This is a genomic window from Anabaena azotica FACHB-119 (assembly GCF_014697625.1).
Classification (GTDB): domain Bacteria; phylum Cyanobacteriota; class Cyanobacteriia; order Cyanobacteriales; family Nostocaceae; genus Trichormus; species Trichormus azoticus_A.
Genome location: NZ_JACJSG010000011.1, coordinates 141,167 through 154,106, shown reverse-complemented (window position 1 = coordinate 154,106; position 12,940 = coordinate 141,167). Strand labels below are relative to the sequence as shown.

General features: G+C 38.8%; 14 protein-coding genes. 9 read left to right on the top strand and 5 right to left on the bottom strand.

Features of this window, described 5'->3' with window-relative positions; all coding sequences use genetic code 11:
• Positions 1–18: 18 nt before the first annotated feature.
• Positions 19–1,011, bottom strand: coding sequence for a succinate dehydrogenase/fumarate reductase iron-sulfur subunit (locus H6G83_RS10350; RefSeq protein WP_190470921.1), 993 nt, complete (start codon positions 1,009–1,011; stop codon positions 19–21).
• On the opposite strand from H6G83_RS10350, the gene H6G83_RS10345 reads away from it, so the two are divergent.
• From H6G83_RS10345 to H6G83_RS10315, 7 genes are all read left to right on the top strand, one after another.
• Entirely contained in the window at positions 989–1,201 is a 213-nt protein-coding gene (locus tag H6G83_RS10345; RefSeq protein ID WP_190470918.1) for a hypothetical protein, read from the top strand. The two genes, H6G83_RS10350 and H6G83_RS10345, sit on opposite strands and share 23 nt — an antisense overlap.
• Positions 1,202–2,825: 1,624 nt before the next feature.
• Entirely contained in the window at positions 2,826–3,260 is a 435-nt protein-coding gene (locus H6G83_RS10340) for an AbrB family transcriptional regulator (protein ID WP_190470914.1), read from the top strand.
• A 502-nt stretch (positions 3,261–3,762) separates the two neighbouring features.
• Positions 3,763–4,608, top strand: coding sequence for a CPBP family intramembrane glutamic endopeptidase (locus H6G83_RS10335; protein WP_390821633.1), 846 nt, complete (start codon positions 3,763–3,765; stop codon positions 4,606–4,608).
• Between the two features lie 287 nt (positions 4,609–4,895).
• Complete coding sequence (locus H6G83_RS10330; RefSeq protein ID WP_190470911.1) at positions 4,896–5,174, top strand: type II toxin-antitoxin system RelE/ParE family toxin; 279 nt, start codon at positions 4,896–4,898, stop codon at positions 5,172–5,174.
• A gap of 12 nt (positions 5,175–5,186) precedes the next feature.
• Positions 5,187–5,486 carry a HigA family addiction module antitoxin gene (locus tag H6G83_RS10325; RefSeq protein ID WP_190470908.1) on the top strand — a complete coding sequence of 100 codons (300 nt, stop codon included), beginning with the start codon at positions 5,187–5,189 and terminating at the stop codon, positions 5,484–5,486.
• Positions 5,487–5,653: 167 nt separating this feature from the next.
• Entirely contained in the window at positions 5,654–6,022 is a 369-nt protein-coding gene (locus tag H6G83_RS10320; protein WP_190470905.1) for a hypothetical protein, read from the top strand.
• 228 nt (positions 6,023–6,250) lie between these two features.
• Complete coding sequence (locus H6G83_RS10315) at positions 6,251–7,387, top strand: HNH endonuclease (protein ID WP_190470902.1); 1,137 nt, start codon at positions 6,251–6,253, stop codon at positions 7,385–7,387.
• A gap of 303 nt (positions 7,388–7,690) precedes the next feature.
• Here H6G83_RS10315 and H6G83_RS10310 read toward each other — a convergent pair whose 3' ends face one another.
• Both H6G83_RS10310 and H6G83_RS10305 read right to left on the bottom strand, forming a co-directional pair.
• Complete coding sequence (locus tag H6G83_RS10310; RefSeq protein ID WP_190470900.1) at positions 7,691–8,104, bottom strand: type II toxin-antitoxin system VapC family toxin; 414 nt, start codon at positions 8,102–8,104, stop codon at positions 7,691–7,693.
• A gap of 19 nt (positions 8,105–8,123) precedes the next feature.
• Entirely contained in the window at positions 8,124–8,744 is a 621-nt protein-coding gene (locus tag H6G83_RS10305) for a hypothetical protein (RefSeq protein WP_190470897.1), read from the bottom strand.
• Between the two features lie 122 nt (positions 8,745–8,866).
• Here H6G83_RS10305 and H6G83_RS10300 point away from each other — a divergent pair, with 122 nt between their 5' ends.
• Complete coding sequence (locus tag H6G83_RS10300) at positions 8,867–9,112, top strand: type II toxin-antitoxin system Phd/YefM family antitoxin (protein WP_190470894.1); 246 nt, start codon at positions 8,867–8,869, stop codon at positions 9,110–9,112.
• 92 nt (positions 9,113–9,204) lie between these two features.
• Here H6G83_RS10300 and H6G83_RS10295 read toward each other — a convergent pair whose 3' ends face one another.
• Together H6G83_RS10295 and H6G83_RS10290 are read right to left on the bottom strand one after the other, a co-directional pair.
• Entirely contained in the window at positions 9,205–10,158 is a 954-nt protein-coding gene (locus tag H6G83_RS10295; protein ID WP_190470891.1) for a heme o synthase, read from the bottom strand.
• A 224-nt stretch (positions 10,159–10,382) separates the two neighbouring features.
• Positions 10,383–11,354 (bottom strand): COX15/CtaA family protein, encoded by a 972-nt coding sequence (locus H6G83_RS10290; protein WP_190470887.1) that lies wholly within the window; start codon positions 11,352–11,354, stop codon positions 10,383–10,385.
• Between the two features lie 400 nt (positions 11,355–11,754).
• Here H6G83_RS10290 and H6G83_RS10285 point away from each other — a divergent pair, with 400 nt between their 5' ends.
• The gene (locus H6G83_RS10285; protein ID WP_190470884.1) at positions 11,755–12,837 is read left to right on the top strand and encodes a cytochrome c oxidase subunit II; all 1,083 of its coding nucleotides are present in this window, start codon (positions 11,755–11,757) and stop codon (positions 12,835–12,837) included.
• The last annotated feature ends 103 nt before the right edge of the window (positions 12,838–12,940 follow it).

Below are 12,940 nucleotides of genomic sequence, written 5' to 3'. Positions count from 1 at the left end.
GTCAATTGTTCACTGTCCCTACTCCGCAGTCGCGTTTTGTACGGCTTCAATGAGCGATCGCACTTCGGCTACACCTTCGGATGGTTCAAAGGATAGGGGGAATTTACCTTTGGCTATCATACGCAAACCTAGAGGGGCGATGCCGAGTAAGCCTCGCAGGTCTTTGAAGTAGTTACCGACTACTTGTAAACCAAATTGTCTCTCGTCTATCCACCCGCCTTCCTTGACTAACTCTACTAATACTTTGCGGTGGCGGATGGAACGACTGTCGCTGGCTTGTTTTTGGTCGAGGATTTCTTGTTTGATTTTGGTGATTTGCTCTAATGGGGCTACTTCCATTGGGCATACTGAATCGCAGTATAAGCAACGGGTACAGCCCCAAACGCCTTTTGTGCCTTCGTTGTAGTCTTCTAGACGTTGGGCGGTGTTGGTGTCGCGGGAGTCTGCGACCATGCGGTAGGCTTTGGCTAGGGCGTGGGGGCCGACGAAATCGGGGTTGACTTCACGGGCGTTGCATTCTGAGTAGCAAGCACCGCACATTATACAATTACCAGTTTGATCGAGGAGCGATCGCTCTGCTGGTGTTTGTAGAAATTCGCGTTCTGGTACTTGACGAGCTGCTGTACTCACATAAGGTGCTACTGCTTCTAAATTATTCCAGAAACTACTCATATCTACGACTAAATCCTTAATGACTGGCATATTGCCTAAAGGGGCGATCGTAATTTCAGGAATAGTATTTGCTGAGGATGAGATTTTTTCTAATCTGGCAAGTTCACTACCAACATTTTCCTTACAAGCTAAAGCCGAACGACCATTTATTCGCATTGCACAGCTACCACAAATGGTATTGCGGCAATTTTTGCGAAATGCTAATGTGCCATCTTGCTCCCATTTGATGCGATTGAGACAATCTAATATTGTATTGCCTGGTTCTGTCTCGATGCGGTAGGTTTGTACAACCGGGGCAGAATTTTGTTTTTGTCGAATGATTTTAAATAGAACTTCCATTTCCACCAACCAAAATCTAAAAATTCTCTCACCAACCTGGAAAATCTTCAGCCAAGGTTGGCGATCGCCAAAATTGAGCTATACTCTTGTTACTCTAATTCCTAGTCTACTGTTAACAGCCGTTAGGCAAAGAGTGACTGATTCTAGTTCCAGCATAACCATTAAAATTTTAATTGCAGCAGTACGGTAGATGATATTTTTGAGATTCTCACTAGCTGTATGCAAAAAAGTTAATTCTCTGCTTCTAATTGCATTTGCTGATTTGAGGCGATCGCCTCAAAGAGGTTCACTACATACTAGCTCAAGCTTCGTCCGCTTTTTAGGCAAAATATCCCATCTTAATGCTTTAATACTTATTGATAAATCTTGATGTCACAATCTGCAAGAGTGGTGAGCAAAAAAATCTTCACCTACAAATAGCCATGATCAAGTGCTTATATGATCATAGGCTTCCAGGCTGCTTTGCTCACTCATGGACTTTGTAATCAGGACTAGCAGCTAATAGCCTACACTTTGGACTCAGCCATCTATTAACTTCCTATACAAATAAGGATAATTATCAGTTGACAATTGACAATTGACAGTTGACAGTTGTTGATTAAAGGTTTAAGACTCCTCCTTTTAACGAGAAAAAGAAAAAAATTTCCATTTTTCCATCCTCTCAGGAGCGAGGGGGGGTAACTGCCAACTGTCCACTGTCCACTATTGAACCATCTTCCCTAATTCCTAGCCTTTCACCTCTGTCCACATTAGCTGAACAAAGTAAAAAAATTTCTGCCACTGCCTACGCCCCACTCCTTACTTTCATCAGATCCAATAAAATTACATTTTATTGTGTAGAAGCGTTAAAGCTGATAATAAACATCTAGTGCTGGCAAGAAACTGCTGGACAGATGTACAAGCATTATTCTTCCCACAGACAGACGTACAAAAACACAATCGTTTTTGCCTGGGGATAATAAACTAGGCTTTTCATCCTCCTGAATTTTTGTCCGCTCTCAATCGAGTAAATCTCAATTTATAACTCACTTGTCAAAACTACTCATCTAAATTTAGATTAATTTTTATAAAAGCCATAGTGCAATCATCACTCTCGCTCATAAACCCTAAATAAAATCGTCTCGGCTTTTTATTTTCATCCACTTGGCATTTTAGCTGAAAATTTATCTGCAAGTTATATTTAAAAATAAACAAATATTTTGCTATTATGAGTCCATGCTAGTATTTAATATAAAATTACGAAGTAACAAAACCAGAATCAACAGCTGTTATATCTGCTGCTACTACTGCTCTGTTTCTTCGTAACATAGAGACATGAAATTTCTTGTCTCTAGAGGCAGGACACAGCGAAAAAGGGTGTATGTCCATACCAAATTCCTAGACAATGCTGTCTAGAGCTGAAGAGGAAAAGTAGGGAAAACCTTACAACTCAAAAGCAACAAAGGCAAGCGCTAAAAGTGGAAAAACTGCAATTTCTTTGGTCTACGACTAGATTGTAGTAGAACCTGCACAATTTGTTATGGTGGCGCAAAGTTACACCAATACAGTAGTGCCAAAAGAGAAAAAAATTGCATTTCCGATGGCGAATTATGGTTAAAAGTGCCGTAAAATCACTGAAATTAGCGCCTCGGAAACTCATAGCCTCCTAGTCTGTTGTGGTTAAACACAATAGAGGCATTTGAGGCTAATGTCAGCAAGATTCACCCTTGACATTTAAAGTCCCCAGTAGGTTTTAGCAGATGCTAAAAATTTGAATACTGGCATGGGACGACATAATTTATCAGTTTGGAGAGAGTAAGGAAAATTTGAGCGTAATGACTGAAACTGCAACCGCCCCTTTAACTGGAAAAGCACTGCTAGCTAAGGTAAAAGAACTTTCTAATTTACCACGAAGAGAAAGAGCTAAACAGTGCGGCTACTATACCGTTACTAAGAACAACCAAGTCCGGGTTAATCTCACAGATTTTTATGATGCTTTGCTATCTGCTAGAGGTATTCCTCTGAGTCCAGAAGCACCAAAAGATGGTCGTGGTCGCGAACCGACATATCGGGTTAGCGTTCATCAAAATGGTCAAATTGTCATTGGTGCTACTTACACCAAAGCAATGGGGCTAAAACCTGGTGATGAATTTGAAATCAGACTAGGATACAAGCACATTCACTTGATCCAACTTGGTGAAACTGATAAGAAGCTGTCCCCGGACTTAGATATTGACGATACTGATGAGGAAGAGGAAGACGAGGAGTAATACCAATTCAAAATTCGTCTTGGAAAGTTTCCTACGGCGGGAAACCCGCCTACAGAACTTTCCGCAAAATTAAGCAAATTCAGATATAGGCTGATTTGAATGAGTGAGTGAATTTTGGAGAATTGGTGTAAATTCCATGAGTTGGGGATAAGTTAAAGTTATGCTTTTTACCCTATCCCTGATTAAATAATCATAGCGATCGCAAAAATTACGAATCGTGATGCGTAAAGCCGCTTTTTTCTAAAAGGGGGATATAAGCGGATGACCGAATAAATTCGGTCGTGATACCATAAGTATATGGGTAGGGCGTTGTCCACCGATGCTCGCTGATGTAAGACGGGCAAAGCCTGCAATCACTGTTTGAATCCAGAATCCCCGCAATTAAATTGCTGGGAGTGCGTCAAGATTAAGTCCTTGCAGAAATGCCTACTCTTAGTAGAGGCTTGAATCAGCCAAAAATTTATTCTGCAAGTAGTCTGTCGTGATTTTTGTGTTAAATTTGATGAATTTCGCTACGCCATCCCTCAACAATCTGCTGGCTTTAATGAAAGATGCTTCAGCAATAGTTGTGGTGATGGCGTTTTTTGTTAGCTGGTTAGGGTGCTGGTTGCCAATTGCCGCAATATCATTAAAATTACTGAATTGGCAACCGATAAAACCGCTACAACCAGAGCAAAAATTACCATTGATGGTGTCACTGTACTTATTAGCACCTCTGGTACTTTGGGGAATCATTTGGTTAACTAATAGTTCTTTTGCCAATTACGGCTTAGTAAGTAATATTGCTTTTTTGCGTTCCTTATTGCTGGGTTTTGGCTTAGGGGTGCTAAGTATAGCTATTTTATTTACCTGTCAAGTATCGTTGGGTTGGTGCTACTTTAAAGAGTTAAATATCCAGCAATTAGCATCAATCTCAATACCCATCTTATTGATAGCGTTGTTGGTAGGAGGGATAGAAGAATTAGTTTTTCGTGGTTTCCTGTTGACGGAATTGGCGCGAGATTATCCAATATGGACAGCAGCGATAATTTGTAGCTTGATATTTGCTGTTCTACATTTAGTTTGGGAACAAAGGGAAACTTTACCCCAAATACCGGGATTATGGTTACTGGGGATGATGCTGGTGTTGGCGAGGATGAGCGATCGCGGTAATTTAGGTATAGCCTGGGGATTACATTCGGCTTTGGTGTGGGCGATCGCTACTATAGATACAGCCCAATTAGTAACTTACACTGGTAAAGCCTCCGAATGGTGGACGGGGAAAAATCAAAAACCCCTAGCTGGGGTTGCAGGAATTATCTGTGTTTTGGGAACTAGCTTCATACTCTGGTTATTTTCTATGTTATGAGCCAGAAAACTTATGCTTTGTTTAAAGTCGTATATTTTTGATATCGAAAAAACCATTTTTCGATAGTAGATTGTAAGTCAGGCATTCATTACAAATTGCGGTTGACATATGTAACCCTATGGGTTACAGTAAAGTTAATCAACACCTAAATTAGCTTATCTACACTACACAAATCAGAATATCAACTTGTATATTCGATGCCATGTTAGAAAGCTTAAAATCTTTGGATTCTAAAAACTAGGCTTTTGTGTAGGTACAAATAACTATTTTTAATACAGGTGTTGATTATGATTCAAAGTTTTAAGCACAAGGGTATAAAAAAACTTTTTGAAGATGATGATAGAAAAGGTGTTAACCCGCAACACGCTGAAAAGCTACTAGATTTGTTGGATAGGCTGGATGCTGCGGCTGTGGCTGAAGATATGAGATTTCCTGGTTCTGGATTTCACCCTTTAATGGGAGATAGAAAAGGTGAGTATTCTGTCAGCGTTTCAGGGAATTGGCGTTTAACCTTTGAGTTTAAAAACGGTGATGCTTACAACGTAAATTACGAAGATTATCACTAGGAGTAATTCACGATGACCACGAAGAGAAAACCTAGACATCCGGGAGGTTTAATCAAGCGTCAGTATTTAGAGCCATTAAACATGACCAATACTGAGCTTGCAAATATTCTTCGTGTGTCTCGCAAGACAATTTCTGAGATAGTCAACGAGAAAGCAAGCGTCACACCTAATATTGCCTTAAGGCTGGCTGCTGCTTTCCAGACTACCCCAGAGCTTTGGTTAAACCTCCAGCAAAAATATGATTTATGGTGTGCTACCAATGAATCAGAGGATTGGAAAGATATATCTCCGATAAACTTCGCTTCTGTTTAGTCGTAAGTAAAGTTGCGGCTCTTTACTTGACGTATAAATACTTATATCTTAAGTAATGTAAACATTTTCTATACCTATCTTAATTAAAGTTAAATAATTTTTTATTGCCATACACAATTATTTAATTAATACTAGTATTTGATTGCTTTTAGTAAGCAAAGGCTAAAATGAGCATTTATAGTAATCAAGCTATCCGTTGGGATATTGGAACATTCAAAAATTTTAATAGTATTGTTACTTGGTGGAAGAATCAAAACAATCAAAAATTTAAAATTTATCATGTGACAGAATACAAACGAGTTTTTAATGAAAATACTCTCCAAGTAGCTTGGGAGCCAGTAAAATACAATGAAAAAGAAAACAAGATTGTTATTAATCCAAATTTAGAGCTAAATAATGGCTGGGCTTCTTTAACTTATAACGGAGAAGAGTCAATCAATGCCCACAGTATTGATTTGGATATGGAAAGAGATAATCTTTTTGTTTGGTTTGGAGAGCCACAGCAAGTAATTATTTTTGTTAAAGATAAACACTAACATTATAGATAAATACAAATATTACCTATTTAAAATTCCATTATTTAGCTTTAATATACTCAAGTGTATTTTAAAGCTAAATTGTGGTATCATTCTATAAAATAGTAAAATAAGTCAAAAAATATTTGTTTAGTTAAATACCTCTAATTCATGTTTTCGGCAACAGTTGTATTTAATGGATCTGCGATAAAGTAAATGTGTTAATTCAATAATTTGATATTTTTGCTTATGTTTAATTGTTATGTATGTGGATGCAATATCACCAAAAACAATACTTATAAAGAACACATAATACTCAACTCATTAGGTGGTAAATTAATTTCTCCTTCGATTATTTGTAACTCATGCGCTCCAAAGTTTGATCCTATAGACACAGCCCTTTCAAGTCAATTCAACTTATATGGATTGATGCTTAATATTGAAAGAGATAGAGGTAAAAATCCTCCGATTAAAGTAAAAGTTACTGGAACAGATAATCAAATTTCTTTAGATGCAGGAGGCAAGCCTGTTTTAATTAGTCCTATTATTCAAGAAAAGTCAGATGGTAACATATCAATTACTGTAAGAGATAAGAAAGGATTAAGAAAAATACTTAATGGACTTCAAAGAAAATTCTCTTTTACAGAAGATATTGAATCGATTATTAATCGAGCAAATAAGAGCGAAGAATATTTGGGTAAACCTGTAGATATTAATGTAGAAATAGGAGGAGAAGAATTATTTCGAGCTATATGTAAGATGATAGTTAGCTTCTATATGCAGAATGGTGGAAGCAGGCAAGAAATATTACACCTTCTCCCTTATATTTTACATGGAACCAATGAAGCCTTTGTGTCGTACTATTATCCTGACAAGGAAATTAATACTAAAAGTAAAATTTCCCAAATACTCCATCGCCTTTTTATAAAAGCAGTTGCAAACGAAAAAGTAATGTATGGCTATGTCGAACTTTTTAGTACATTTAAGTTTTTAATTTTAATGTCTGATAATTATACTGGCAAAGATTTTCAACATTCTTATGAATTTGACGTATTAAATAGAAATAAAGTTGAATCATCTATAAATATTAATTTGCCAAAAGACATTGTTATAGAAACTGTAAAAAATCAGAAAATTAATTTAAATAATTTCCATGATGCAATCCAAAAATTATGGCTATTTATAGTAGAAAAGCAAAGCAACGATTGCCTAAATGATATAATTCAAAATAGTATGAAAACTGCTTTTGAAGGTGTTACAGAAGGAGAAGTTGTCAATAATGAAGACTTTTACCTATTAATTGAAACACTTTCAGAAAATCTTGCTAAATTTTTGTCCTCAAGAAATCAAGGGTTGGAAGATTATCCAGATAAAAATATTGATTAGCAATCATTATAAACTTTTGTAGTAATTTACATATATCTACCAATTTGAAATAATCTCACCGCTTTAAATTTTTTCATTGGCGTAATATTTAGCCTTGTCCGTTGCCGTCTACTTTTATTTTTGCGCTCTCTAGGTCATTACACTAAAACGTTGGCTGATGCTGACCAGTAAATATAGTTTTTTCAATAATGAAAAATACGATCGCGCCACAATATACTACCAGCGCGATCGCTTTACTCTTAACATTAAACCTCTTGCCCCTATCAATTTATTCTCATTAAATATAATTAACAGTTAATTATTTTATATATATAAACTAATAACTTTAACAGATTTAGATTTACAAATAGGTTTCTCAGGCTTTTCTGCCGTGATTAATTCATCTACATTTCCGATTATCGCTGCGGACACATGAATTGCATCTATTCCACTTAATCCATTATTTATAAGCATTTCATTATACGCACATTCCAATAATGCTTGATTGCATTCTACCCATTCATTGACATTATCAAAAAATGTTTCGTAAAATTTAGCTTCTGCATTACTTTTATTTCTTATTGCATGGGTAAGGATTTCAAGCTTGACATAATAACTACATACAAAATAGCGATCTGAGCTTGTTAAGACGTTTAAAGCTTTTTGGCATATATCATTGTTATTATCTAATCTAGCCGCAGCTATTAATACACAGGAGTCTATGTAAGTCCGCTTCACTGGTTATTATGATCTTAATTTATACGGGTTCTTCTTCAATATATTTATTAAACTCATCTAAATTCATTAATGGTTCTCCAGATAGAATTATATCTTCTCTTATCTTTAATAAGCTTCTGCCTAATTCTGTTTCGCAATTTTTCCAATCCATTGCTCCCATAACAGAATTTATAAATCTTTGTATCGCCTTTTTGTTTTCTGATACTAATTCTTCAATTCCTTTCCACTCTTCAATGTTAATACTTTTGTTAAATTCTATAGCCTTTAAAGCAAAATCTTTTAAAAATTTGCGGGTATCTGAAGAATAAAAATCCCAACATTTTAATGTAGATTCTGCCATTAAATTTAAAGCATCAATACTTTTTTGAATACTGTTTGAATCCTCTAGGGATTCCAGCAGCAATTGTAGTGCTTTTGAAAAATTATTTTTTGCTATTATTAAATCCTGCTGTAATTCTTTAATTGATTTGCCTTTCCCATGAGCAATCTTTACATACTCATCAAATTTATTTTGCTCTTCTTTAGTTTTAGGACTGAAACCAGCATAACGATTTAGCATTTTTATGGTATTTTCAATGTCAGTTAATGTTTTATGTCTTGCTTCATCAGCATATTTTTTATCTAAAATGTTAATTGTCATAGCATTAATTTTAGAAAAATATAATATCAGTCTTATAACCAAATGCTTTTACTTCTGGTAAAAATTATCTTACATTAAAAATACGCAATTAGAAAAAACTTTTATAAAATAAAATCAAAGCTATGCCAATTGAAGAAAGTGAGAAACCTCTTGTGGTTAAGGTTAACGGTGCAGCCCAACTTGTTGTACAGGATGCCGAGGCTTATCAAAAGCTCTTGGATAGGTTAGAATATGCTGAAACGATCGCAGCTTTAAGTCAAGGGATTAAGGAAATCGAGCAAGGAAAAGGAGTCCCTGCAAAAGAAGCGTTAGAAGATTTAAAAAAAAGCATAAAATTTAACGTTAGCATCGCCCTTTGCATTGGCTGATGCTGACTAGCAAATATAGTTTTTTTAATAATGAAAAATACGATCGCGCCAAAATATACTACCAGCGCGATCGCTTGAGAATCCATGTTTAACTAAACTAGATGCAACTGATTGACAACAGCGTTAACTAAATGATGGGTGAGGGGGAGGCTATCAACTACCATTCCCAAACACAACAGCATCATGTAGGAGATGGAGAAGAGGAACAATTCTCTGGCTGTGGGGCGATCCTCTGGGTTATGCAGCAAGCGCCAGGATTTGCGGATGAATACTGCTCCTAGAGATAAGGCGATCGCAGCATAAACAACACCGCAAGATTGTAGAGGATACACCAATAATACAGTCGCGGCGACTGTAATCAGTGTGTAGTACCAGATTTGCTTGACTGTTGCCTGATTACCTTCAACAACAGGTAACATAGGGATGCCAACTTTGGCATAATCATCACGAATCATCAAAGCCAAAGCCCAGAAATGGGGAGGTGTCCATAAAAAGACGATGGCGAAAATTAACCATGCACTCCAACTGAGTGTACCTGTAACTGCTGCCCAACCAACTAAGGCGGGAATTGCCCCAGCAGCACCACCAATGACAATATTTTGGGTACTATGACGCTTTAACCAATGGGTATAGACTAAAACGTAAAAAATAATGCCTGATAATGCGAGTATAGCGGCAAGAAGATTAGCAAATACTGTTAGTAGAGTAAAGGATAGGACGGCGAGAGCGATCGCAAAAATTAGCGCATCACGAGGTTGCACCTTGCCGGATGGCATAGGACGATGACGAGTTCGTTCCATGTCATAATCAATATCCCGGTCATAAATGCAGTTAATCGTTTGGGCGCTAGCAGCCGCCAAAGTACCACCCGCCATAGTCACTAACAATAACACAGGGTCTACTTGTCCCTGAGCAGCAATCCACATACTCCCAGCCGTAGTAATCAACAACAAGGGAATAATGCGGGGTTTAGTTAGCTGGTAATAGCTTTGAATTACCTGGAGAAACGTTTCGTGGTGGCGACGAGAGACATTAGTCTCAATCATTTTGAGTATAATTCCTTATTTTCAACAACTTAGTTGCAGCCCAACTAATACCGAGTTGTAAGCAGTGGTGGTAACTATCGCTGGGGAGGTATGGGGGAATGTTAATTCGTAATTCGTAATTCGTAATTCGTAGTTAGGGAGCGCGGAGGGTGTTGAGTTGTCTTGTACCAGTTTCCTAAATTTTGAATTTTGAATTTTGAATTTTGAATTGATCCCCCACTCCCTCACTCTGCTTGAGTATTTGTAGCGGTGGCTGCTAAAGCAACTGGGTGGGTGTTGAGTTCCCGGTTTGCAGCCCAGTCGCGGAGGGCGAGAACGGTAAAAGCTACTAAAGTACCGAGCAAAGTAGCTCCTATCGCTTGGTGAGATACGGTTAGGGGTTCGACTTGGAGGTGTAAACGGAAAGTGGCAAATCCCACAAGGATTTGCAGAATTAACAATCCTCCAGCCATATTAGCCAATCGTCGCAAAGCTGGATGTAACGCTGGTGTCCGCCAGGAAATTAAAACCACTGCCAGAGTTGCTACTGTTGGGGGTACTAAGCCAAAAATATGGGTGTACATCACGCCGCAAAGTTGGGAACCTGCAAAGCATTGATGTAGCGCCCAGCGAGAGCCGACTAATGCACCTAAAAGACTTTGTACATAAACTAAAATCGCGGCGACTAAACCCACCCAAGGCAGCTTACCGACGGTTCCTGTGCCTTGATAGGGAGTGAGGGCTGTGCCGATGATTAGTAGAGTAGTAAAAAATAGCAACGCTGTTCCCAAGTGGGCGGTAACGATATCAAATCGTAATAATTCGGTGACGGTGAGTCCGCCCAGGATGCCTTGAAAGACGATGAGGAATAGGGCAAAAGTCGATGCCCAAGGCAACCAGGAAGGTAAATTACGCCGAGGCCACCAGGATAAACCAAATAAGGCGATCGCGGTTATGCCAATCAAAGCTGCATCTAGTCGGTGAAACCACTCCAAGAATACTTGCAGATTCATTTGCTTGGCTGGCACTAGTTCGCCGTAGCAGAGGGGCCAGTCTGGACAAGCTAACCCAGCATTCATCACACGGGTGGCAGAACCTATAGCCATTAAAATCAGAGTAGCTATAGCCATCTTCCACACCAAACGCCGAATCATATCCTTGGGCTTTTGTTGCTCTGCTGCCGTTTCATTTCGTTGTTCTAGAACAAATTCGCTCATTAACAATACCTTCTGCCCGCCCTTGGTAGAGCTTTAAATTTCTCTTTTCATAACCGACCCATCTCCACCCTAGCGTATACAACCGGATTTATTGATGGGTGTTTACTTATTACTTTTAACCACTACAGCGCTTGTTTGCCTCAAGCTTTAGGTATTTTTTAAGTTGTTATAAATTGATTAATCTTTAGTTAATTTGCAATTGCTAAATTTTCCTTAAAATTTTCCAAATATTGGCATCTACTCCCAGAAGTATCTAATAAATCTCTTTTACTCAAAATTTCTAATGTAGCCGAAAAAATTAATAAAGATTTCAGACCATTTATCCCCATATTTCATAGCCTAGACTACCTTAGTAAGTGAGATGCTTCGAGATAACGTAACCAATTGAGTTAAGTGAGCCGTGAAAATTCCAAGTTCAATCTGGACATTACTAATAGGCATCGGGTTAACCCTGGTCAGCCTTTGGTATGGTCAAAATCATGGATTATTACCTGTCGCCGCTTCTGATGAAGCCGATTTGGTTGATGGTCTTTTTAATACAATGATGACCGTTTCCGCAGGTATCTTTTTACTTGTTGAAGGTGTATTAATTTACTGTGCAATTAAATATCGGCGGCGGGCTGGTGATAATGAAGACGGCCCTCCAATCGAGGGTAATGTCCCATTAGAAATACTCTGGACAGCGATCCCCGCCATTATAGTGATCGGTATTTCTGTCTATAGCTTTGAAGTGTATAACGACATCGGTGGCTTTGATCCCCACGCCGTCCACGAAGCACCGATAACTCAGAGTTCGATGACAATGCCTGGAGCGGCGATCGCGGCAACTCTCAACGATACTCCCCCCAGCAATGCGCCCAACCTCAATCAAGAAAAATCTGATGAGGCTATGCAAGACCCAGCGACAGCCGCAGTCCGCAACGCCGACCAAATTCCCCAAAAGCAGGATGCCCCAGGTGTAGGTAGTGTAGCTCCCACCATTGGCCCAAGTCCTGACAAAGTAGGTCAAGCCCCCGGACTGAAGATTAACGTTACTGGGCTACAATACGCTTGGATTTTCACCTATCCAGAAACAGGCGTAACCACTGGCGAACTGCACGTTCCCATTGGGCGAGAAGTGGAAATCAATATGACAGCCAACGATGTCATCCATGCCTTTTGGGTTCCTGAATTTCGCCTCAAACAAGATGCGATCCCCGGTAGACAAAGCGAAATCCGCTTCACCCCAAACAAAGCAGGTGACTATACACTCATTTGTGCTGAACTATGCGGCCCCTACCACGGCGCAATGAGAAGCCAAGTAGTTGTGGAATCGGAAGAAGCTTTTAACAAGTGGATGCAGGAACAGGTAGCGGCTAACACGGAAACGCTCAATCAAGCCGTAGCTGTCAATCCCGCAAACCTTACCCCAGACGAATTTCTCGCTCCTTACACCAAGGACATGGGCATACAACCGGAAATGTTACATCACATTCACAAATAGTTAGTCCATAGTCCACAGTCCAAAGTCCACAGCTATAACCAGTGACTATTCGTCCATAGTCCACAGTCCACAGCTATAACCAATGACTATTGACTATTGACTC

Excerpts from the sequence above, each read along its gene's own strand:
- H6G83_RS10345 (WP_190470918.1), top strand. The coding sequence starts at position 989 with ATGATTTTAAATAGAACTTCCATTTCCACCAACCAAAATCTAAAAATT.
- H6G83_RS10350 (WP_190470921.1), bottom strand. The coding sequence starts at position 1,011 with ATGGAAGTTCTATTTAAAATCATTCGACAAAAACAAAATTCTGCCCCG.
- H6G83_RS10340 (WP_190470914.1), top strand. The coding sequence starts at position 2,826 with ATGACTGAAACTGCAACCGCCCCTTTAACTGGAAAAGCACTGCTAGCT.
- H6G83_RS10335 (WP_390821633.1), top strand. The coding sequence starts at position 3,763 with ATGAATTTCGCTACGCCATCCCTCAACAATCTGCTGGCTTTAATGAAA.
- H6G83_RS10330 (WP_190470911.1), top strand. The coding sequence starts at position 4,896 with ATGATTCAAAGTTTTAAGCACAAGGGTATAAAAAAACTTTTTGAAGAT.
- H6G83_RS10325 (WP_190470908.1), top strand. The coding sequence starts at position 5,187 with ATGACCACGAAGAGAAAACCTAGACATCCGGGAGGTTTAATCAAGCGT.
- H6G83_RS10320 (WP_190470905.1), top strand. The coding sequence starts at position 5,654 with ATGAGCATTTATAGTAATCAAGCTATCCGTTGGGATATTGGAACATTC.
- H6G83_RS10315 (WP_190470902.1), top strand. The coding sequence starts at position 6,251 with ATGTTTAATTGTTATGTATGTGGATGCAATATCACCAAAAACAATACT.
- H6G83_RS10305 (WP_190470897.1), bottom strand. The coding sequence starts at position 8,744 with ATGACAATTAACATTTTAGATAAAAAATATGCTGATGAAGCAAGACAT.
- H6G83_RS10300 (WP_190470894.1), top strand. The coding sequence starts at position 8,867 with ATGCCAATTGAAGAAAGTGAGAAACCTCTTGTGGTTAAGGTTAACGGT.
- H6G83_RS10295 (WP_190470891.1), bottom strand. The coding sequence starts at position 10,158 with ATGATTGAGACTAATGTCTCTCGTCGCCACCACGAAACGTTTCTCCAG.
- H6G83_RS10290 (WP_190470887.1), bottom strand. The coding sequence starts at position 11,354 with ATGAGCGAATTTGTTCTAGAACAACGAAATGAAACGGCAGCAGAGCAA.